The organism is Paenibacillus tarimensis (assembly GCF_021532315.1).
In the GTDB taxonomy this organism is placed as follows: Bacteria; Bacillota; Bacilli; order Paenibacillales; family Paenibacillaceae; genus Paenibacillus_I; species Paenibacillus_I tarimensis.
The window spans coordinates 59,016-80,371 of sequence record NZ_JAKGAO010000009.1 but is presented as its reverse complement, the minus strand read 5'-3'; the positions used below and the strand labels follow the sequence as shown (position 1 = coordinate 80,371).

Annotated in this window: 25 protein-coding genes; 7 read left to right on the top strand and 18 right to left on the bottom strand. The window is 52.5% G+C overall.

Features of this window, described 5'->3' with window-relative positions:
* The first annotated feature begins 128 nt into the window (after window positions 1-128).
* Window positions 129-875, top strand: coding sequence for a hydrogen peroxide-dependent heme synthase (gene hemQ / locus L1N82_RS09225; protein ID WP_235287093.1), 747 nt, complete (start codon window positions 129-131; stop codon window positions 873-875).
* Between the two features lie 71 nt (window positions 876-946).
* Here the strand turns inward: hemQ and L1N82_RS09220 are convergent, their stop codons facing one another.
* A complete protein-coding gene (locus tag L1N82_RS09220; protein WP_235287092.1) occupies window positions 947-1,216 on the bottom strand; it encodes a hypothetical protein in 270 nt (89 codons plus the stop codon).
* Entirely contained in the window at window positions 1,216-2,409 is a 1,194-nt protein-coding gene (locus tag L1N82_RS09215) for an NAD(P)/FAD-dependent oxidoreductase (protein ID WP_235287091.1), read from the bottom strand. The genes L1N82_RS09220 and L1N82_RS09215 overlap by 1 nt, the downstream gene beginning before the upstream one ends.
* A 301-nt stretch (window positions 2,410-2,710) precedes the next feature.
* On the opposite strand from L1N82_RS09215, the gene L1N82_RS09210 reads away from it, so the two are divergent.
* On the top strand, window positions 2,711-3,709 hold the full coding sequence (locus L1N82_RS09210) for an NAD(P)/FAD-dependent oxidoreductase (RefSeq protein ID WP_235287090.1): 999 nt from the start codon (window positions 2,711-2,713) through the stop codon (window positions 3,707-3,709).
* A 408-nt stretch (window positions 3,710-4,117) separates the two neighbouring features.
* Here L1N82_RS09210 and sda read toward each other — a convergent pair whose 3' ends face one another.
* Both sda and L1N82_RS09200 read right to left on the bottom strand, forming a co-directional pair.
* A complete protein-coding gene (sda, locus tag L1N82_RS09205) occupies window positions 4,118-4,261 on the bottom strand; it encodes a sporulation histidine kinase inhibitor Sda (RefSeq protein ID WP_111148120.1) in 144 nt (47 codons plus the stop codon).
* Window positions 4,262-4,494: 233 nt separating this feature from the next.
* Window positions 4,495-5,166 carry a YheC/YheD family protein gene (locus L1N82_RS09200; protein WP_235287089.1) on the bottom strand — a complete coding sequence of 224 codons (672 nt, stop codon included), beginning with the start codon at window positions 5,164-5,166 and terminating at the stop codon, window positions 4,495-4,497.
* 232 nt (window positions 5,167-5,398) lie between these two features.
* Between L1N82_RS09200 and L1N82_RS09195 the strand changes: the two genes are divergently transcribed.
* Entirely contained in the window at window positions 5,399-5,659 is a 261-nt protein-coding gene (locus tag L1N82_RS09195; protein WP_235287088.1) for a hypothetical protein, read from the top strand.
* Between the two features lie 59 nt (window positions 5,660-5,718).
* On the opposite strand, the gene L1N82_RS09190 is transcribed toward L1N82_RS09195, so the two are convergent.
* Complete coding sequence (locus tag L1N82_RS09190; protein WP_235287087.1) at window positions 5,719-5,862, bottom strand: hypothetical protein; 144 nt, start codon at window positions 5,860-5,862, stop codon at window positions 5,719-5,721.
* Between the two features lie 184 nt (window positions 5,863-6,046).
* Between L1N82_RS09190 and L1N82_RS09185 the strand changes: the two genes are divergently transcribed.
* The gene (locus L1N82_RS09185) at window positions 6,047-6,481 is read left to right on the top strand and encodes a hypothetical protein (RefSeq protein WP_235287086.1); all 435 of its coding nucleotides are present in this window, start codon (window positions 6,047-6,049) and stop codon (window positions 6,479-6,481) included.
* Between the two features lie 89 nt (window positions 6,482-6,570).
* On the opposite strand, the gene erpA is transcribed toward L1N82_RS09185, so the two are convergent.
* Window positions 6,571-6,930 (bottom strand): iron-sulfur cluster insertion protein ErpA, encoded by a 360-nt coding sequence (gene erpA / locus L1N82_RS09180; protein WP_235287085.1) that lies wholly within the window; start codon window positions 6,928-6,930, stop codon window positions 6,571-6,573.
* Between the two features lie 339 nt (window positions 6,931-7,269).
* Here erpA and mqnE point away from each other — a divergent pair, with 339 nt between their 5' ends.
* Together mqnE and L1N82_RS09170 are read left to right on the top strand one after the other, a co-directional pair.
* A complete protein-coding gene (gene mqnE, locus L1N82_RS09175) occupies window positions 7,270-8,373 on the top strand; it encodes an aminofutalosine synthase MqnE (protein WP_235287084.1) in 1,104 nt (367 codons plus the stop codon).
* Window positions 8,374-8,574: 201 nt separating this feature from the next.
* Entirely contained in the window at window positions 8,575-9,636 is a 1,062-nt protein-coding gene (locus tag L1N82_RS09170) for an NAD(P)/FAD-dependent oxidoreductase (RefSeq protein WP_235287083.1), read from the top strand.
* 36 nt (window positions 9,637-9,672) lie between these two features.
* On the opposite strand, the gene L1N82_RS09165 is transcribed toward L1N82_RS09170, so the two are convergent.
* Window positions 9,673-9,942, bottom strand: a complete 270-nt coding sequence (locus L1N82_RS09165; RefSeq protein WP_235287082.1) for a YuzB family protein — start codon at window positions 9,940-9,942, stop codon at window positions 9,673-9,675.
* A gap of 89 nt (window positions 9,943-10,031) precedes the next feature.
* Here L1N82_RS09165 and L1N82_RS09160 point away from each other — a divergent pair, with 89 nt between their 5' ends.
* Window positions 10,032-10,277: a NifU family protein gene (locus tag L1N82_RS09160; RefSeq protein WP_111148128.1), complete on the top strand. Its 246-nt coding sequence runs from the start codon at window positions 10,032-10,034 to the stop codon at window positions 10,275-10,277.
* A gap of 178 nt (window positions 10,278-10,455) precedes the next feature.
* Here L1N82_RS09160 and L1N82_RS09155 read toward each other — a convergent pair whose 3' ends face one another.
* The 11 genes from L1N82_RS09155 to L1N82_RS09105 all read right to left on the bottom strand — a co-directional run bounded on the left by L1N82_RS09155 (window position 10,456) and on the right by L1N82_RS09105 (window position 21,352).
* Window positions 10,456-11,223 carry an SDR family oxidoreductase gene (locus L1N82_RS09155; protein WP_235287354.1) on the bottom strand — a complete coding sequence of 256 codons (768 nt, stop codon included), beginning with the start codon at window positions 11,221-11,223 and terminating at the stop codon, window positions 10,456-10,458.
* A gap of 113 nt (window positions 11,224-11,336) precedes the next feature.
* Window positions 11,337-12,038 (bottom strand): Cthe_2314 family HEPN domain-containing protein, encoded by a 702-nt coding sequence (locus L1N82_RS09150; protein WP_235287081.1) that lies wholly within the window; start codon window positions 12,036-12,038, stop codon window positions 11,337-11,339.
* A 177-nt stretch (window positions 12,039-12,215) separates the two neighbouring features.
* Window positions 12,216-13,133: a COX15/CtaA family protein gene (locus L1N82_RS09145; RefSeq protein WP_235287353.1), complete on the bottom strand. Its 918-nt coding sequence runs from the start codon at window positions 13,131-13,133 to the stop codon at window positions 12,216-12,218.
* Window positions 13,134-13,284: 151 nt separating this feature from the next.
* Complete coding sequence (locus tag L1N82_RS09140; protein WP_235287080.1) at window positions 13,285-13,629, bottom strand: thioredoxin family protein; 345 nt, start codon at window positions 13,627-13,629, stop codon at window positions 13,285-13,287.
* 140 nt (window positions 13,630-13,769) lie between these two features.
* Window positions 13,770-15,494 (bottom strand): copper amine oxidase N-terminal domain-containing protein, encoded by a 1,725-nt coding sequence (locus tag L1N82_RS09135; protein WP_235287079.1) that lies wholly within the window; start codon window positions 15,492-15,494, stop codon window positions 13,770-13,772.
* Between the two features lie 91 nt (window positions 15,495-15,585).
* Complete coding sequence (locus tag L1N82_RS09130) at window positions 15,586-17,268, bottom strand: putative polysaccharide biosynthesis protein (RefSeq protein WP_235287078.1); 1,683 nt, start codon at window positions 17,266-17,268, stop codon at window positions 15,586-15,588.
* Between the two features lie 23 nt (window positions 17,269-17,291).
* A complete protein-coding gene (locus L1N82_RS09125) occupies window positions 17,292-18,017 on the bottom strand; it encodes a ThuA domain-containing protein (RefSeq protein ID WP_235287077.1) in 726 nt (241 codons plus the stop codon).
* Between the two features lie 49 nt (window positions 18,018-18,066).
* Entirely contained in the window at window positions 18,067-18,549 is a 483-nt protein-coding gene (locus tag L1N82_RS09120; RefSeq protein WP_235287076.1) for a DUF456 domain-containing protein, read from the bottom strand.
* Window positions 18,550-18,555: 6 nt separating this feature from the next.
* Window positions 18,556-19,305, bottom strand: coding sequence for a Cof-type HAD-IIB family hydrolase (locus L1N82_RS09115; protein ID WP_235287352.1), 750 nt, complete (start codon window positions 19,303-19,305; stop codon window positions 18,556-18,558).
* A 224-nt stretch (window positions 19,306-19,529) separates the two neighbouring features.
* A complete protein-coding gene (locus L1N82_RS09110) occupies window positions 19,530-20,417 on the bottom strand; it encodes a metal ABC transporter permease (RefSeq protein WP_235287075.1) in 888 nt (295 codons plus the stop codon).
* Window positions 20,414-21,352 carry a metal ABC transporter permease gene (locus tag L1N82_RS09105; RefSeq protein ID WP_235287074.1) on the bottom strand — a complete coding sequence of 313 codons (939 nt, stop codon included), beginning with the start codon at window positions 21,350-21,352 and terminating at the stop codon, window positions 20,414-20,416. The genes L1N82_RS09110 and L1N82_RS09105 overlap by 4 nt, the downstream gene beginning before the upstream one ends.
* Window positions 21,353-21,356 lie beyond the last annotated feature (4 nt).

Genomic DNA, 21,356 nt, shown 5'->3' with positions numbered 1-21,356 from the left:
TTCGTTATGCTCCTTAGGCTCATTTTGGTAACTGTCACAAGCCGTACATTTGCTACGTGTATAGCAGTAAGGTACAATAATAGCAGCCAAAATAAGCAATAAAATTTACATATAAGGAGCGATTATAGATGAGTGAAGCAGCACAGACTCTGGAAGGCTGGTTCTCCCTGCATGATTTCCGCACCATCGACTGGGAAGCATGGAAGCAGGCCGACGAAGCGACACGCCGCCAGGCGGAGGAGGACCTTCAAGGCTTCCTGAAGCATTGGACCTCCCTTGAAGCGGACAAGAAGGGAAGCACGGCCGTATACAGCATCGTAGGACAGAAGGCAGACTTCATGTTCATGCATCTGCGTGAGACACTGGAAGAGCTGAATGAAATTGAGACAGCCTTTAATAAATCGGCATTTGCCCAATTCACTTACCCTGCGCATTCCTACGTCAGCGTAGTGGAGCTGAGCAATTATATGGGCCAGCCGGGCAGCGACCCAATGGAGAATCCTGAAGTTGTCGCCCGCCTCAAGCCTATCCTGCCCAAAGCGGCCCACATCTGCTTCTACCCGATGAACAAGCGCCGTGTCGGCAGCGACAACTGGTACATGCTGAGCATGGAAGACCGCCGCAGCATGATGCGCAGCCACGGCATGATTGGCCGCCAGTATGCCGGCAAGGTGAAACAAATTATTACCGGATCGGTAGGCTTCGACAACTGGGAATGGGGCGTTACACTGTTCGCAGATGACGCGCTTCAATTCAAGAAGCTGGTGTATGAGATGCGCTTCGATGAAGTCAGCGCTCGCTATGGCGACTTCGGCGACTTTTATATCGGAAATCTGCTGACAGCAGACAAATTCTCTTCCATGCTGCAGCTGTAGGTGAACCACTCGTCAGACATTAAACGGGCCGATCAGATTTATATCTGGTCGGCCCGTCATATTTCATACAATTATTCGTCCTCGTCCTCGTCAGCCGCGTCTACCGCTGCCTGGCGTTTGGAGGCCAGATACTCTTCAGTCGCTCGGTCACGAGCCCGGCCCTTATCCTTAAGCCGTTCAATTGCCGGCTGGATGAGCAGATCTACTTCCCTCTGCACCGTATAAGCCAGGTCATAGCGGCTCTGCGACTCCAGGAACGAACCTACCTCCATCAAGGCGTTATACCGGTCCAGCTCATCCCGGGTCAGCAGGCCGCGAACCTGCACGCTGCAGTGGCGCATTAGAATATTTTTCCTTTGCGCAGAACGAGCGGAATACCGCCGATGATAAACAGGTAACGCAGGTCGATCAACTTTTTGAGCCAAGCGGCTACACGGCCCTTATACTTCTTGCCGAATGCAATTCCGATTGCTTCGCCTTTACCGAGCGATGCCACTGTACCTTTATTGCTGAATTCGAATTTCTTCAGCGGCTGATTGCGGATTGACCCCACCAGGTTTTGCGCGCAGACAACACCCTGCTGCATGGCAATCTGGGCAGTCGGCGGATAAGGACGGCCTTCCTCATTGAACATCAGAGAATTGTCGCCGATTACATAGATGTTCTCATGACCCGGTGCGCGCAGGAACTCATCTACCTTCACGCGTCCGCGCATCGTTTCGAAGCCAGCCTCCTCGATGAGTCGGTTACCGCGGATACCGCCAGTCCAAATCACTGTCTTCGACTTGATCTCTTCGCCATCACCTACGATAACACCGTCAGCCGTACATTCCTTGATTGCTGTTCCAATACGGAAGGTCACGCCTTTGTTCTTGAGTACGTCCATTGCGTATTCAACCAGCTCCGGATCAAAGCCTGGAAGTGCTGTTGGAGCCGCTTCAACGTTGTAGATCTTGACAAGCTGCGGATCCACATCATATTCCTTGCAGAGTTCTGGGATACGGTCAGCAAGCTCTCCGATAAATTCAATACCGGTAAAGCCCGCGCCTCCAACGACGAATGTCAGGTAATCCGTACGGTGAGGTTCACGCTTGTACTTCGCGAACTGATAATGGATATGCTCACGGATAAGCCGGACAGAGTTAATGCTGCGGATATTCATGGCATGCTCGACCATGCCCGGAATGCCAAATGTCTCCGGCTCGCCGCCCACGCCAATAACCAGATAGTCGTAAGACAGTGTTCCGTCTTCGAGGATAACTTTCTTGTCTTGCGGACGGATTTGGACGACAGTCGATTTAACAAAATCAATCTTGAATTCATCAATCAGCTTCGAAATGCTGACACGCGCGTTCTCCGGGCTGTCTGTTCCGGCAGCCGGCATGTGCAGATGGGTGGTAATGTAATGGTAGTCATGTTTATTGACCAACGTTACGTCAGCTTCATTATAATTCAACTGCTTCTGCAAACGCAGCGCAGTCAAAACGCCCCCGTACCCTGCGCCAAGAATGACGATCTTAGGTATATTGCTCATTTTGGTATCCCTTCCAATCCTTTTCTGTTTGTTTGTGAAAAATTACACAAACTAAGCTAAAAAATAGTATTAGTCTTAGATTGCGCCGTTCGCCTTCGCTTTATGAATGGCCTCCACCAGAGGTGATGAACATCATAGCTCACGAAATATACATTGAAAATGATATAAGTTTTTCACAAAAAGTTCAAGAGCAAAATCTACGAAAATCTTTAGGATTCCGTACAAAAGTGCTATTTCAAAGTCTTTTCCATGATGGGTATAATAAGAAGGATTGTTAATCTGTAGTTGGAGGTGCACGAAGATGAACAGCACATCAGAACAGCAGGTCACAGATATTGTCATCATCGGCGGCGGGCCTGCGGGCATGTTCGCCGCATTTTACGGCGGAATGCGCCAGGCTTCGGTCAAGATTATTGAGAGCATGCCACAGCTCGGAGGACAGCTCGCCGCTTTGTATCCGGAGAAGTATATCTATGATGTCGCCGGTTTTCCCAAGGTGACGGCACAGGAGCTTGTCAACCAGCTGCATGCGCAGATGGATCACTTCAAGCCTGAAGTTTGCCTCGAGGAGAAGGTTATCGATGTAATCAAGAAGGATGAACGGCTCTTCGAGATTGTTACAGACAAGTCCGTACATATGGCTAAGGCCGTTATTATTACCGCAGGTGTAGGAGCGTTCGAGCCCCGCCGGCTGGAACTGCCCGAAGCGGCTGATTACGAGAAGACGAACCTCTATTATTTTGTCAGCGATCTGCAGCAGTTCAAAGGCCAGCGCGTGCTGATCAGCGGCGGCGGGGATTCGGCAGTTGACTGGGCCCTTATGCTCGAACCGATTGCCGCAAGCGTCACGCTGATCCACCGGCGGGATAAATTCAGAGCACATGAACACAGCGTGGAAAACTTGATGAATTCTTCCGTTAAGGTGATAACGCCTACCGAAATCATTAAGCTTGAGGGCAGTGAGCAAATCAGCCAGGTCGTAATCCAAGACGTGAAGACGAAGGAAACGTCAACAATTGATGTGGATGCTGTTATTGTCAATTTTGGTTTTGTCTCGTCGCTCGGTCCGATTGCCGACTGGGGTATCGAGATAGAGGGCGGCTCCATCGTGGTGGATTCGCGCATGGAGACCACTGTTCCCGGTATCTTTGCAGCAGGCGATATTACGACCTACCCCGGAAAATTAAAGCTGATTGCCGTAGGCTTCGGTGAAGCACCGACGGCCATTAACAATGCCAAGGTATACATTGATCCTAGCGCTAAGCTTTCACCGGGACACAGCAGCAATATGAAGCTGTAGTATGCAAGCTGCTGCGGCTTTTAAAGCAACAATATTTTTATGAAATAAAGGGTATCCTAGCTTTGGCTATTGCAATTCAGGCAGCGTACGATCGTGGTGACACGAAAGCCGCTCCCGGCCAAAGGAGGGTACCCTTGTCATGTTGATGTGTCCCGTCTGTAACGGCTTGCGCTCTATAGCAACCAGCTGCCCAAACGGCCACGGTTCGCTTGATGACGCCGGCAGGCCGTCTGATTGGTCAGGACCTTATGCGCCATATGTGCCGGACCGTTACGAAGCTTGGAATAACAGAGATCTAGACAACGCCTCTCATACGGTCTGTGTTCACATCGCTCAGTGCAACAAATGCGGCTACATGTGTCAAGTCGCGGTGTCAGAGTGGAACTGTTAATCGAATTGTGATCCGTTTCAGGCTCCCATTCGCAGGGCGTCCGGCTTAACGCCGCGGCGGACAAGCTCAACTGCCAGCAAACGAATGAAATCAGGGTCCAGCTTGAGTTTGACGGCTGTATGGTAAGCTTCCAGCAATAACTCGTCCGACATGATATCCATCGATGCACACCCTTTCCTTTTTCTTCCTTACCCATATTAGCATGTCCCCAAAGCCGGAACAAGCGTTCCTGTTATCCACAATTCCATGTGGATACCCTGTGCACAACATGTGAGTAATAGTAACAAAATGAAGCACGCCAATGGGGATGATGTGGATAGGGTTATACACAGCCTTGTTCCGCCCCATTCCCATAAAAAAAATAAATGCATAATATTTCCCTTATCAAGGAATTTTATTGTGGCCGTGTATTGACCTCGAAGATCCAGATCTTTCCGCCGCGGTCAATCCCATAGTCAAATCCCAGCTGTCCGATGCCCGGAAACCTGTTTTCCAGTACCCCAGTCCCCAACCGGGTGAGCTCCCGCATCTCCCGCTTCTTGCGGCTGACAAGCTTTGGGCTAATGGAGCGGCTGATTCCCCTGGCAGCCGTCATAATCGAGCCTCCACGGCATAAATTCGTCACGAACAACCCCCTTCTGGCGAGCCTTCCGACCATTGCACGGATGTGCCATGAAGCTCCCTCCTTTACATACTTGACCCGGTAATCGATAGGCTTTCCGCCAATAGTGGCAAGCCTTATTCCTTTTTGTATGATATATGGCCTTCCGCGGGTAAGTGTTCGCAACCCCTTTACTAGACCATCAAGCGTATTGAACCGTCTCACAGCCGTATAATAAGTGTAGCTGTACCTGCCGCGCTCTCGTGCAACCTTGATAACCCCACGGCCTCCAGCACCCCGCACAGGTTTCATGACGACCATACCGTGCGTTCTAAGCATTGCTGCAAGATTGCCGCGGCTGTAAATCCGTGTTGGTGGAATATGAGGGGCCAGCCTTGGATGCGCCCGCAATGCCGCTGTTTTCGCCAACTTGCTGGCCAGCTGCCTGCCTTCTCCCGCATGCATAGATCCCGCCTCCTTGAACAGTTATGTAGTACAGCATATGTACGGGAGACGGCTGTCTCTTGGATGAATGCAGGAGGCGAGGCGCCTGTTTATGAGAGCGTTCGTACCTTTATTTCCCCATCATAAGGTCAGACATTAGGTTCATACTAATTGACAAGTCGTTGGGAAAGTTTTATTCTAACAAGAAGTTACAGCTGTACAAAAATACTTATAAATAGGCGGATTGATAAAGATGGCGTTTAATCCTGTTATATTTGACCTTCAGCCCTCCGACAAGAATGAGAAGGAAGGCCTTTACCAGTACATCGCTACATTCTCCGACCAGTCCAAATGCCGGTTGTTCCTGACCAAGAACCCAAACTGGAAGCTGGCGCATGTGAACCGTCTGCTTAATATCCCGTGCCCGATGTGCCGCAAGGACTACTATTGCAACTGCATGGAGAAGCATCTGCCAGCTATTGAAGCTGAGTTTCTTCAGAAGATTGAAGAATAAGGTGCGGCAGCATCAAGAGCCGATTCCGTTTACGGAATCGGCTCTTGTACTGCTATGCGTTAAATGGAAGGACGGTTAGGCTCATGCTTATCGGCATGGATCGTCGGCTTCGTGTATCCTACAGTACTCTCTTCAGCCTGTCTGGATTCTGCCTGCATCGACTGCATCTTCTGCTGCAGGTTGCGGTTGCTCTTCTTGGCCATTCCTGCTCCCCCCTTAACCCTGAACTCGTAAACGCTGTTAGTATTCCGCAAGAAACCAGCCTTATGTCTGGGAACTACTGAGGAGAAAGGGAACTATCCGCATGAGCGGCAGGCATAATTCAGGCTCCTTCTCCCCATTCTAAAAGGGTCTCCACCACCCACTTATAAGAGGAGGTTGTTCTACATGTCGCAGCAAACCAAGCCAGGCCAGCAAAACCCTCAAGCCGTCCAGCAGCATGCTAAGCAGGTTGTTCAACAGGCTCAGCAGGTAACTCAGCAGGTATCCCAGAAAGCAACACAAGCATTCCAGCAGGCCACTCAAGCACAGCAGCTCCAGCAGCAGGCTCAAACCCTGACTCAACAGGCCCAGCAGGTTCAGTCGGCCAGCACGCAGCAGCTGCAGCAGGCTGAACAGCAGGTGCAGCAAGCAGAGCAAACACTGAGCTCCTCCGCTCAACAGCCTGCCCAAGCCTCTGCCCAGCAGCAGCTGCAGCAAGTACAGCAGCAGGCTCAGCAGGCTCAGCAGCAAGCACAGCAAGCACAGCAGCTGGCACAACAAGCACAGCAGCAAGCACAACAAGCAAGCAGTTCAACATCCCCTACAAGCACGATGCAGTAATAGCTTATACACCTCTACATGTTGCACAACAAAAGGGGCTGCCGTTATTGGCAGCCCTTTTGTTGTGTAGGCACAAGTATATATACTATTTAACAAGCGTCCGGGTCCGGCTTGCCAGCTGCTGTTGCTGTGCGGAACGACGAGCCGCAGCCGCATGTTGCGGTAGCGTTCGGGTTCTCGATGGTGAACCCACCGCCCAATGTCGATTCCTTAAAATCAATAACAAGGCCGTTAAGATACTTCAGGCTCTCTTCATCAACCACAACCTCGAGACCATGTACAGACATCTTATGATCTCCGTCATGGAACTCATCGTCGAAGCCCATACCGTAGGAGAAGCCGCTGCAGCCGCCTTCCTTCACTCCAATGCGCAGGAACAAGTTCGGTGTTTCCTCCTGTGCAAGCATTTCCTTGATTTTATCCGAAGCAGATTCGCTTATGGTAATCATCTATATCCCTCCTGCCAGCGTTCTTATAGCATCATTCTTACTTATCTATAGTATACCCTACTGCGCTCTTCTCCTCAACTTATTCAGCGGCAGTTCTTTAGGGAATGGCCGGAATTCCGGCGCGTATTGGGAGTTGCTGCACTCAGGAAGGAGGTTTATAATGGGGACAGACGTCACTCAGGTGGCTTTTTGTTATTTTTTTCACATAATCATATTCCATTGAATCGGCACATCCCACTATCCGGACATGCCGCTGCTTACGAAAGAAGGTGGAAGCATGGGTTCCGTTATAACTCATAGCTCGATGATCACATGCAATAACATAAAGGAGGACTTAGTATGAACGTCGTCATACCGACCGATGAGAAACGGATGCAGAGCATCAGGGAGAAGGTAAGCCGCGGCGAGCGCCTTACCGCTGAGGACGGCGTTTTTCTGTATCAGTCCGAGGACCTGCTGTCGATTGGCCAGATGGCCAACGAAGTCAATATGCGCAAGAACGGCAAGAAGGTTTATTTTATTGAGAACATGAGCCTGTACTTCACGAATGTCTGTGAAGCGCACTGCGCCTTCTGTAATTTTCGCAAGGATGAAGGCCAGGAAGGCTCGTACACGCTGACAGGCGAGCAGATGATTGAATATGTAGACCAGCATTTTCATCCGGGCGTCCGTGAATTCCACATCGTCGGCGGCCACAACCCGAATGTACCGTTCCAATATTATGTTGACTCATTGAAGGCGCTTCGTGACCGTTATCCGGATGTCACTCTGAAGGCATACACCGCTGCGGAAATTGACTTCTTCTCCAGGATCAGCGGACTGTCCTACAGAGAAGTGCTAGAGGAGCTTATCAAAGCGGGCCTTGGCACATTGACGGGCGGCGGCGCGGAGATTTTGTCCGATCAATACCGCAAGAAGATGCGTGTTGACAAGGCTGATGTAAGCCAGTACCTCGACGTTCACCGCAATGCCCACCAGCTAGGTCTGCGCACCCATACCACCATGCTTTACGGCTCCATTGAGACGCATGAGCAGCGAATCGATCACATGGTCAAAGTACGTGAGCTGCAGGATGAGACGGGCGGCTTCATGGTCTTCATCCCGCTATCCATGCAGCCGATCAGTCCGCGAGCTGGCATCCGCCGCCGCAACTCGGCATACGAGGATCTGAAGACCATTGCAATCAGCCGCTTGATGCTGGACAATTTTCAGCATATCAAGGCTTACTTCATTAATATCGGCGTGCAGCTGACTCAGGTCTCTCTTACGATGGGGGCATCCGATGTACACGGTACGCTTGTCAAAGAACGGATCAGCCATTCTGCCGGCGCATTGACTCCAGAAGGCATCACACGGGAAGACCTGATTTGGCTCGTTAAAGGTGCCGGACGTATCCCCATCGAACGCGACACCTTCTACAACGAGATTAAAGTTTATTCCTGATCTTCACAGCTGCAAGAGATTTCTGTATTGCGCATACTAACGATACCGGTCCCCGGCCTTGCTGTTATCTGCTCGTACTCGATGAGCACCCTTGATTCTCTCCTTAAGAGGTTAGGGGGGGCCGGATATCGGGTAACAGTAATCAGATACTCAATTGTCAGTTATTCGAGTATGCGACACGAATAAGAAGGTTGTGGCATTATGAAACGATTTATTATTTTGGGTGGCGGTTATGCAGGAAACATGATCGCCCAAGAGCTTCTGGAGAAGCGCATTCCACGTGATACGGAAGTCGTTCTGGTTGATCGTATGGCCTTTCAGGGTTTAAAGACCGAGTATTATGCCCTTGCTGCCGGTACAGTGGCTGATATTGATTTACGGGTAGAATTCCGTGAGGATGAGCGTCTCAAGCTGGCCTTCGGTGAAGTAACCCGCGTCGATCTGGAACGCAAGCTGGTGTACCTCGAAGGTCAGGAGCCTCTGTCATATGACTGGCTTGCTATTGCGCTTGGCTGCACGGATAAGTATCATGGTATTCCCGGAGCTGAAGAATACTCCACCAGTATTCAGTCGTTCTCATGCGCGCGGAAGACCTATCAGCTGATCGGTGACGTGAAGCCCTATGGCCAGGTAACCATTGTCGGCGGAGGTTTAAGCGGTGTTGAGGTAGCATCCGAGCTTAGGGAAAGCAGGGCAGATCTGAATATTCAGATCATGGATCGCGGACCCAGCGTTCTCTCCGGTTTTCCGAAGCGTCTGCAGAAGTATGTAGCCGAGTGGTTTACAGAGCATGATGTGGTTATGCTTGGGAACACAGCGATCTCCCGCCTCGAGCCCGGAGTTGTGTATGACCGGACGGAGCCGATTCCGACAGATGTGACTATATGGACTGCCGGCATCCAGCCTGTGCCTCTGGTTCAGCGGATGAACCTTCCCAAGGATGGGGGAGGACGCCTCGTCATTAACGAGTATCATCAGCTGCCGGACTACCCGGGCGTGTTCATAGTCGGAGACTGTGCCAGCCTTCCCTTCTCGCCTAGTGCCCAGGCTGCTGGCGCACAGGGCAAGCAGGTAGCTGAGGTGATGCAGGCCATTTGGGCGGGTGAAACACCAAGGCTCGACAAGATCAAGCTTCGCGGCGTGCTGGGGTCATTAGGCAAAAAAGCCGGCTTCGGTGTCATGGGGAAAACTCCGCTGTTCGGGAGAGTGCCCAGACTGCTCAAAACCGGCGTGCTTTGGAAATCCAAGAGACATTTTGGCTAAGGCGGATTGGCGCAGCAGTGGGCGGCAGACCGATTGCTACAGGTCATCAAGAAGCTTATCCAGCTCCTTCCGCGCCTCCTGCTGCTTGTCCACTTGCGTCATTATGGCATCATACAGGGCATCGGCCGTCTCGGCGGATACAATCTCGCCATCCACGAGAGCGTACGGAAACATATAGCACTCGCCGCAGTTTCCGAGACATCCGTATACAATAACTTCAAAGTCGGGATTCTCTTCAAGCCGCTTCATAACCTGGTCTGTGCCATGATGCATGTTGCTGGAGCAAAATTCTATGATTGGTTTCATCATGCGGTTCACCTGACCTTTTTTTTGCGGGTTCCATTTTCAATTTGGCCCGTTTTGTACTATAATAAAGAAAGAAGGGAGCGATAACAATGAGCGAACAAACACAAGACACCATGTATGATGAGGTGCTCGACGTTCTAGATAAGCTTCGTCCGTTTCTGCAGCGTGACGGCGGTGACGTGGAACTGGTCGATGTCGAAGACGGTATCGTCAAGCTGAGACTGATGGGTGCATGCGGCAGCTGCCCAAGCTCCACCATCACGTTGAAGGCCGGTATCGAGCGTGCTCTGCTGGAAGAAGTAGAGGGCGTGCAAGAAGTCGTACAGGTATTCTAAGTTTAATTACAGCAGCACATTATATGTTCAAAAAGCAAGCAGGCCTCCTTACGGACGTGCCTGCTTGCCGCTATAAGAGTCCGGCCGGTGAACAACTTTCTGTTCTCCTGCAGGGCTCTTTTTTTATCCATAACCTATACGCCAAAACTACATACGGGGATCCCCATACCAATGACTATCACCTGATTGTGTTCTTGATGGGATCAAAGCCCCCGGTTACATCCAGCAGATTACCGGTTATAAAATCCGACATGGGGTGGCACAGAAATTCGATTGCTCTTGCAACATCTTCGCCGGTGCCCGGACGTCCCCGCGGCGATTCACCGTCCGTCTGTCCTGCCACATCCGCAATCGCCTTCTCCTTGTTCGCCCCGCGGATATCACCCGGACAGATCATATTCACTGTAATCCCATAGGATGCTTCTTCCACCGCCAGTGATTTGGTAAAGGATACCAGGGCCGTCTTCGCAGCAGCGTATACGGCTCTCTGCGGCCAGGCACGGGATTCCCCCGCATGACCAAAGCCATAATGGATGATTCGCCCCCAGCCGCGTGCACGCATTCCTGGAAGCAGATAATGATCGAGCAGCATGACGCCGAGCAGATTACCATTCACTAGCCCCGATATCTCCTCATGCGTATAATCGGAAAAGAGCCTCCGTTCCCGTATGAATGGTCCTGCGTTATTAATAAGGATATCAACTGCGCCGAACATCTCTTCCGCCTTTATCGCCAGCTCCCCGACCTGCTTGGGATCGGCGATGTCTGCCCGGATTGCGACGGCTTCAACGCCGAGCGATTCGATATCTGCCTTCAGTGCTTCGGCCTCCGCCTCACTATGAACATAATTAATTACAATACGGCATCCCTGACTCGCGAGCTGTAATGCGGTTCGTTTGCCAAGACCTTTCGCGCTGCCGGTAATTAAGGCCGTTTTGCCCTTCAGCTCCACGGTTGTCCTCCCCCTGCTCATCATGAACCGGCTGTCAGCCTAAGTAAATATGCAAGCAGCTGCGGTTATGACAGTCTTCTTAACACGAGTATATCATATGTTCGCGCTTAGCTCATCCTCTGACAGGCATATCGGAATACGAGCAGCAGCGTCTCGGTGACAAACTCAAAGGCCTCATCCAGATCAGCCATCTGAGCACGGATATTCTCCAGTGCCGCTTCCCTGCCATAAGACTGATGACTTTGCTGAAGATCATCCGTCAGCTCTGAATTCATGTAATGGATTTCGATATTCCTCCTCTTGCGAAGGCGGGACATAGCTCTTTGATGCCGGTCCTTCACTTCCCCAAGGGCCATTGCAAGTGCAGGGTGATGCCGGTTCTCCCTCATGCCGCGGAGCACGGTGAAATAAGAGAAGTGCGTTTTAATCTTCTCGGTCTGCAGCCCGAAGAGATCATTCATCAGCGTTCCCAACTTGTCAAGCACGGCGAAGACACGGATGAACGCATTCTTGTCAAAATAAACATGCCGGTAGTAATTATACAGCTCTTCATCCGACATTTGGCTCAGCGAATTTTTTGTAATCCGTTCAGCATAACGCTTCGCCGCATAACAGCTTTGTTCCAACTCATTCAGGGACGCCATCAATCCCTTGGCCCAGATTTCCTGCGTGCGAAGACGATGATCCCCGTCTTGGCCTGCTGCCGCCCTGCTTCCCACTATCTTCACGAACTGCTCCATCTGACGAAAGGTCTCGCCGAGCTTACCTTCATTGCTTCTTGGGTTCTCGTTAAACAGGATCCTCAGCACATGACCCCTCCTCTACTAGTATGCTCTTCATTGCTGCACCATGTGCGGTTTTCATGTAACAGACTGCCTGCACTAAACGCCGCCGCATACTTCCGCTTATGAAAAAAGCGGCCCCGTCAAATGACGCGCGGGCCGTCTCTCTTGTTCATAAGCTTGTCTTATTACAGAAGTCCTTACTCACTGCTTTCGCTCCCGAAGTAACCACGAGCGGATAGCCATGTCCGACAGGATTCCAAACAGGCCGCAGATAATCAGATTATGGAGAAGGCTTGTAAAAATATAGACCTCCTCATTGCCGATTGTAACGGTCAGCAGCGCTCCGCTGAGCACTTGGGTAACAACAAGAATGACACTCCAGGCGCTCGCCCGGACCAGCCCGCTCTCAGGCGCTGTAGTGCGTTTGATGAAATAATACATCGCTACGAGAATGATGAACATAATAATTGCCACAACACGATGGATAAAGACAATTCCTGTGGCTCCCGTAAGCTCCGGCACGACTTCACCATTGCAGAGCGGCCAACCAAGGCAGCCGCCGGATGAATCTGTATGCCGGATATATGCTCCGATATAGACGATACCAATACAATACAGAAGCGCAAACCAGGTCAACGGGTAGACACTGCGCGGTACTCTCGCCGGCTTCACCGGCGCTCCGTCCCGGTGCCGGTACGCCCATATAACAAGCAGCAGCGTACACGCGAAGGCCAGCAGCGAAATGCCAAAATGCAGGGCCATAACTTCAGACGACTGCGGCCATTTGACAGCTGCCGCCCCCATCAACGCCTGCAGAACCGTAAAGAACAAGATGCCGCTTGCGTAGAACACCGCCTCCCCGGATTTCCGGTGAGAGCGCCTTGTCGCGATGAAGAGCAGGACAACAATCAATCCGACCACCCCTGTTACAAGGCGGTGGGAATATTCAATCAACGATTCCAGCGTGTAGGCAGGAACGAACTTGCCGTTACAGAGCGGCCAGTCATCCCCACAGCCCCTGCCGGATTCCGTATTCGTCACTAGGGCACCTGCCAGCAAAACAATCAGCATGCCGATGCACACTGCGATAGCTAGCCTGCGATAGCGGCTGGACACCATAGTTATCACCACTTTTCCGGTTATTAAATCAGCTTCATTATAGCGATAATAACCGGCAAAATCCATGTTGAAAATGTGACAATCATCACAAAGTCTAGGTTGTTCGGTAAATGTTCAAAACCTCTAGTTATGGCCGCACGGATGGATCTCATTAACGCGGCAGCGCATCTCCAACCTGGATCGCACGATCGAGGAACTGTTCGATTTCCGCCCGGTCCTTCCGCAGCTTGCTGACAAAACGAATCAACTCGGTTCCCGCACGGAACGCAATAAAGCTTGGAATGCCAAGAATATTAAGCTCCGAGCACAGCTCAGGCAGGTCATCACGGTCGACCTCAATAAACGTAATCTTATCCGCATAGGCCCGCTCGACCTCTGGCATAAACGGATCAATGTAATGGCAATCCTTGCACCAAGTCGTCTTGAATACCGCCACAGTCAGCTTGTTCTCTGCAATGCTTGAGCGAAAATCCGTTTCATTCGTCACTTTGTTCACGGCCGCCACTCCTTCGTGTAATTAGTAGATTGAATGTAGTGTACCACAAGTCAGCCACGGTGAAAAACAAGAGGCCGCCCGCCGGCAGTAACCGGTGGCAGCCTCTTCAAGCTCATGCAATATGCAAGTCGCCGTCAGGATTAAGCGATGTCACGCTCTATAACGAGGATCTTCTCTTCGTCGTACAAGGTTTCCCAGTACAGCGTGCCCTTAAGAGCCTTGGTCAGGTCTCTGGCTGGCACATACAGTGTTCCCTTCACGGATGTAACCGGGAAGCTCCACTGTACCGACTTGCCGTTGATAACAGCCGTCTTGCTGCCCTTCTTCAGCACAATCTCCGTTCCGGTTGCTTCATCCAGAATGGTTGCACTCTTCGTCTTGCCATTATATTTTACTTCCGCGCCAAATGCCTCGGCGGTCGTCCGAAGCGGCACCAGCGTCCTGCCATCAGGCGTTACAATCGGCGGATGCTGGCTGTATTCGGGATCGAGCACTACCTGCTGATGTCCAACACCAAAGGTATTCTTAAGCAGATCGTACATCACGGAATTAGAGTTGAATTCACGAAGGAACTGATAGCCCTGCATCCCGGACAGCTCCTCCATGCCGAGAGCGTCCGCACCTGCTGCCGGCTTCTCAGCTGCAACCTCGCCATTGACATTCCACTGCTCACTGGAAGAGGAAATACGGATCCCTTCGATGAAGGACATAGCGGAAGCCGCACCGCCAAGACCCCCGTAGAAGCCTTCCTCGTACATATCTTCCTCATACATTTCCTCGTCTAGCATCTCTTCATACGCTGCTTCATCATCCAGAACCTCTTCCTCCGTCTCAGCCGGAGCGGCTGGGAACTTCGGCTTGATCATAAGCTCTGTTTCCGTCTTGCGGATATCCAGCTTGCTGTCTACATAGACATTCGTTTTGAGGTAAGTCTGATCGTTGAATACCGTCTCTATCGACTCAGGCGACTCTGCTGCCGCCTGCTCCATATTAGCCTTCAGATCCTTCAGCAGCGATGTCAGCTGAGCCGCCAACTCCTTCAGCTGCTTCTCGTCACTGGCACCCACAGGAAGAGACTCTTCCGGGAACGGAGCTCCAAGCGATGCGAACAGATCTTTATTGTCCTTCATCAGATCATTAACCGCGATCATAACTTGGGTCAGCCCTTCTTCGTCCTGAATAAGAGCATCAAGATAAGTAATAATCCACTGCCAGATCTGCTTGCCATTCAGCTCCACCTGAACCTGCATCAGATTCAGCTCTTCGCCGCCGACCGTTGCTACAACAGGCTTGACGCTCAGGCTTTCCGGATTTGGCATGTTGTCAATGGCATAGCCTCCAACAAGGTCAATAACTCTTTTGCCAATCTCTGTAAGCTGATCTTCCGCTGCCTTATCCACTTCCGGTGCAGAAGCACCAGGAGCTCCCGGCATCAGTATGCCATTCAGCGCCTCCTCAGACAGATCAAGCAGGATTGGACGCTTCGCGCCTTCCAGCTGAATCTCCAGCGTCTCGCCAGCCAACTTGAGACCGAACCCGATGCTCACATCCCCAAGCGAAAGCTTGCCCTTCATAGAAGCATGATTCGCATCGCTTACTTTGATATCAGACATCTCAAGCTTCACGTGGGACAGCATGGCCAGCGCCTCGGAGCCCGGGCCTCCGGCTTCCTGCAGCTCCTCCAGCTGCTCCTTGTTAATCAGCAGTTCAAACTCCAGCGTCTGACTGCCCTCATAAGATGTAGTAATCAATGATTGCTTTAATACTTTGTTAAGATCAACGCCTGCGACAGCTTGACAGCCTGCCACGAATACCATGGTCAGCGACAACAGCAGCACGGCCAATTTGCTCTTCATAGAATTCATGAACAAAAAACTCCTCTCGTATGTAGTGTATGACTTCTGTAATGTCATTCTACCATTATGAGAGGAGTTCGAATATACTCTTCATGAAAATCTATGCATCTTTCTTGGTATACCTTTTCGAGCCTAACAAACGGAGCAGAATCCCGAACACCTTACGCAGCGGTTTCGGGAAGGACGCGGCTTCCGTTGGTGTCACCACGCGCAGGACGACCAGCAGAACGAGATAGAGTCCGCCCATTACAGACCCTGAGACAGCAGCAGTCAGGAAGCATGCCAGTTTGTACCAAATACCCTGCAGCATATACAGCCCAGCCGCATCTAAGCCCCAGCCTGCGCCTGCCGTTACGGCGATAACGGTCAGGTAAAGGACCCAGCGCTTGCCCAGCACCTCGAATTCAACTTCTCTGCGGATAGCCGAGTTGTTCATCATGGAGATTAACAGGAAGGCGGCCGTAGAAGCAATGATTAAGCCATAGACCCCGAGGAACGGAGCCAGCGCAACGCTTCCCGCTGCTTTCAACGCCATTCCGATCAACGTGTGGCGCATGGCAAGTCGCGGCTTGCTCAGACCGAACAGAATCGAATTGGACGTCATCATCGTAATCTGGAATATCGTCCCTGCTGTAAGGGCCGCGACAACGCCGCTCCCCCCCGGCTCAAACAGAAGGCCGGTAATAGACGGCGATGCAACGGTCAGGACGAGCGCTGCCGGGACGCCGGTATACACAACGATCCGCATGACAAGCGAAACCTGCCGCTGCACCTCATCAAGCTTGCGCACGGCGTAAGCCGATGAGATGACCGGAATAATAGAGGTGCTCAGTGCAATAGCCAGAATCGGCGGTATGCCCGCAATGGACTGCGCCTTGATGGTCAGCGCATTCAGAGCGGATTCCGCAGCCTCCTTCGTATAATAAGCGCTTGTCAACCGCATGAACAGGGTAGCGTCAAAGGCGTAGAACAAGTTCACCGTAATCGCTGTCAGTACAATCGGGATCGATATCTTGAAGATATCCCGGTAAATTTCGGAAGCCCTCAGCTTTTTGCTTGTCTCCGGCTTCCTTACCGACATAATACCTGCAGCATCCAGCGAAGCCCTGCGGCTCCGTTTGGTCTCCGCTTCCTCTGCATCATGACGCCGGAGCTTGGCCGCATACCAGATCATGACCGCGAGCGCGCCAATCCCTCCCAGCACGCTGCCGAAGGTAGCCGCTGCCGCAATCCACTCATCACTGTATCCGATACTCAGGACAATGAAAGCAAGACCCACGCCAACGACAACCCGCAGGATCTGCTCAATAATCTGCGAGATGCCGCCGGCGGCCATCAGCTGCCGGCCCTGAAAATACCCCCGCATCATCGCAATGATAGGGAAGAACAGAAGTGCTGGAGCAATGGCCCTTATGGCTAGCGCAGCTCCCGGATTAGCTGAAATGCTGGTCGCAATGAAGGGGGCCAGCAGGAAGAGCATAGTGGACATCAGGATGCCTGCCATGATCCCGAAGAGAAGAGCAGCCCTGTAGATCTGCTTAGCCTCCGATATCTTCCCCTGCGCGTAGCGCTCGGAGATCATTTTGCTGACCGTGCTGGGTATACCCGCCGTGGCGACGGTAAGCAGCAGCAGATAAATCGTGTTGGCAGTACCAAAGTAGGTACCGCCTTCCTCGGTCAGCATGTAATCGAGCGGCACCCGCTGAAATATGCCGAGGAAACGAGCGACGAGCGCTGCCGCCGCCAATATGATGGTGCCTTTAATAAGCGAATCCTTCTTCATAATTCGGATCTGTTAGCCGCCTTTCACTGCTGTGCTTTGATCGGTTCGAGCGGCTCGTAGTTGCCTCTTACCGGAGCAGCCGCTCCCGATGGGGCTGCCCACCGGATTCCGTTCTTAATGACCTGCAGCACGTCTTGATTATAGTAAGTCGGGTACGTCTCGTGGCCCGGACGGAAGTAGAAGATTTTGCCCTGTCCGCGGTAGAAGGTGCAGCCGCTGCGGAATACTTCGCCGCCTTCGAACCAGCTGAGGAAGATCAGCTCATCCGGCGCGGGAATATCGAAGTGCTCGCCATACATTTCCTCATGCTCAATCGTAATATATTCAGGGATTCCAGCCGCAATGGGATGGGCAGGGTTGACGGTCCAGATTCGCTCCTTCTCGCCGACCTCACGCCATTTCAGATCGCAGCCGGTACCCATGAGTCTCTTGAAGATTTTCGAGAAGTGGCCAGAATGGAGGACAATGAGTCCCATCCCATTCATGACGCGCTGATGCACGCGCTCAACTACATGGTCATCTACCTGATCATGGCCCATGTGACCCCACCAGATCAGCACATCCGTGCTCTCCAGCACCTCTTCCGTCAAGCCATGCTCCGGCTGCTCCAGCGTTGCCGTCCGCAGCTCAAGCCCCTGCTCGGCAAGGCCCTTCGCAAGCGCCTCATGAATGCCGTCGGGATAGACCTTCGTCACTTCCTCATGGATCTTCTCATGCAGGAACTCATTCCATATTGTCACTCGTACCATAGGCCCATTCCTCCTTATTATTTGTATCATTCTTATTAACCTGTTTCACCTAGAAAATAAGCCATAATGCAAAAAGGATGATCATGATAACCTGAAGTGCAATTTTCACTACTATGCTGGAGAAGAGCCCGACAACCGATCCGATTCCCACCTTAATCGAACGTTCAACATTCGATCCGGCCGTCAGCTCGCCGACTACCGCACCAATGAACGGGCCGAGAATAAGACCGAATGCCGGAATGACGAACGGGCCGATCAGGACACCGATCGTGCTGCCGATGACGGAGGCTCTGGAGCCGCCGAAGCGCTTGACCCCCCAGGCATTCACCGCGTAATCAGCCACGAAGAGAACAGCCACAATGAGTGTCTGCAGCGTCCAGAATATCCAGCCGAACGGCTCAAAGGAAATGAAGAACCCATAAACGAAGAACGCCGCATAAATGGCCAAAGCACCAGGAAGGATGGGGTATACCGCCCCTGCAAGACCAACCAGGAAGAGCACAATAACGAGAATCCAGCCAATGATCTCCACTAGACCTCACCCTTTCATGACAATATGCTCTATAGCATGAGCGACACCATGCTCATCATTGGTCAGCGTCACGAAGTCCGCCTCAGCCTTGACTGTATCCTGTGCATTGCCCATGGCTACACCTAAGCCTGCAGCCCGGATCATAGCCAAATCATTCAAGCTATCGCCCATCGTCACAACCTGCTCCATCGTGATGCCGAGCAGAGTGCAGAGCTCCTCAAGCGCCGCAGCCTTGGACACACCCGCAGGGTTAAGCTCAATGTTCCATGGGGAAGAATTCGTAATTTCCAGACCGCCCCACTGGCTGATCACGGCCAGGATGCTTTCACGAAGCGCATCATTTTCCGTATAATAGCCAAACTTCAGCCAGTGCTGCCCTTCATAGTTATCCGCCGGCTCAATCCATCTCTCCCGGTTATACAGACCCTCGACCGCATAAGCCCAGAACCATACATCCGACTGCATCGCCAGCTCATGCAAACGCTTGATCATGGAAGCGTTCATTAGCGTCCGTTGATGCAGTACATGAGGCCGGTGCCAGATCTCGCTGCCGTTTACCGTAATCATCGGCGTCTCCAGTCCAAGCTGTTCCGCGTAGGGCAATGCGCTCTCAAAGCCGCGCCCTGTTGAGAAGCAGACGGTTATGCCCGCTTCCATTGCCTTATGTATCCATTCCGCATTTTCCTTGCTGATTTCCTGCCTGTCATTAAGAACCGTCCCGTCCATATCCAACGCAATTAATCGATAGTTCCCCATGTCCGCCTCCTTCTCTATACCTTCTGCCATTCTATCACATCTTGCTCCTGTAGGAAAAAGAGATACGGATGTCCTTGCCGCGGGCACTTCCCTGCTATTATCTCAACCAGCCGGCGACCGCCCGCAATGCCCAAATCACGAGCAGCCCAGCCTAAAAGAGAAAACGCCGCAGCCTGCCAGTTATAATCCGGCGGTGCGGCGTCTGCTGCATATGCAGCATACATTTATGAGGCGGTATGCCGGAGCGCCGCCTTGCGGCGGCTGACATATCGCGCAATAACTCCCTGTGATGGCGAGAACAAAAACGCGAGAACGAACAGGGCCAGTGCTGCCGTAACCATGCATCCCGCTATGGAGGCGTCGAGCACGACAGCGGCATAGTAACCGATAAAGGTGCTGACAATCCCGGTGACAACGCTCAGGCCGATCATGACACCCAGCTTTTCGGTGAGCAGATAAGCAGTCGCCGGGGGAATGATCAACATTCCAACCACCAGTATGGCGCCTACACTCTCGAAGGAGCTGACCGTTGCCATAGAGACCAGCCCCATCAGTAGATAATGAAACAGTGCCACGGGAATGCCCACTGCCGCCGCAAGCGCCGGGTCGAATGCGCAGAGCTTGAACTGCTTGTAGAACAGGAAGATCACAGCTGTGATCAGAAGCAGCGTGAAGCCCAGCATCCACACTGCCTTCGGAATGGTATCAATGCCCAGCAGGCTGATGGTATTCCAGTGGGTATAAGCAATTTCCCCGTACAGTACGCAGTCCAAATCCAAGTCTACCTGACGTGCGTTAAGGCTGATCAGGATAACCCCGACCGCAAACAAAGCGGTAAACACAATACCAATCGACGCATCCGACTGCACGCCGCTCTGGTGAAACAGCTGAATCAGGAAGACGGTGACAAGCCCCAGCACCGCTGCGCCGATCAGCATGAATGCTGAATCCCGGGTGCCGCTGAGCAGGAAGGCAATGGCTATGCCCGGCAGCACCGAGTGGCTGATGGCGTCTCCGACGAGAGCCATTTTCCTCAGGACCAGAAAAACGCCCAGTATCGCGCAGCAGGCGGCTACCAGGGACCCGGTCAGCAAAATCCAGAAGTCGGTCATCCCCTCACCTCCCTGCTGGGCGCCGCCCCTGCCCGCCGTTCCGCCAGATGCTCGCGCCGGGCTCTTAGATGCTGCAGGCGCTTGGCTATAAGACCCTTGCTCGGACCCGCCAGCAGTGAAATGCTGAAGAGCAGCGCAGCAGCCAGCACAGTCAACGGGCCTGTTGGCATATTGGGAGCCGAAGCACTAAGCAGCGTTCCGACCGCACCGCTAAGAGCTCCGAATACACCTGCCAATACAAGCATAACCCCAAGCCGGTCGGTCCAATATCTGGCCGACACGGCCGGCGTGATCAGCAGTGCCGCTACCAGAACAACACCTACTGCCTGAATGCCGATTACAACGGCAATTACCATGAAGAACATCAGCAGCTGATCGAGGAACACGACCGGGTACCCAAGCCCGCGGGCGAAGCCCGGGTCGAACGAAACCAGCTTCAGCTCCTTGAACAGCAGCCAGCAGGCCAGTGTCAGGAATAGGCTGACAATCAGCATCGTCCTGACATCCGAGCCGATCATGGAGGCCGCCTGCCCGAACAGAAACTTGTCGAGCCCGCTCTGATTGCCGCTTCCGCTGTGCTGGATCTGAGTCAGCAGCACGATGCCAATGCCGAAGAAGCCGGTCAGCACGATACCCATGGCCGCATCGCTCTTCAGCTTGGAATACCTTGTAATCCAGCTGATGCCGAACGTTGCTGCGATGCCGGCCAGTCCCGCCCCGACCATGAACAGGAGAATAGACTTCGCGCCCGTGAGCATAAAGGCAATGCAGATACCGGGCAGTGCGGCATGAGCGAGCGTGTCACCCATCAGGCTCTGCTTGCGCAGATAAGCGAAGCAGCCGATCATTCCGCTGCTGAGTCCGAGCAGCATACAGCCGATCATAATCCACTGCGCATTCGGGTCACGCAAGATGGCTAGAAAATCGTTTAGCATGCCC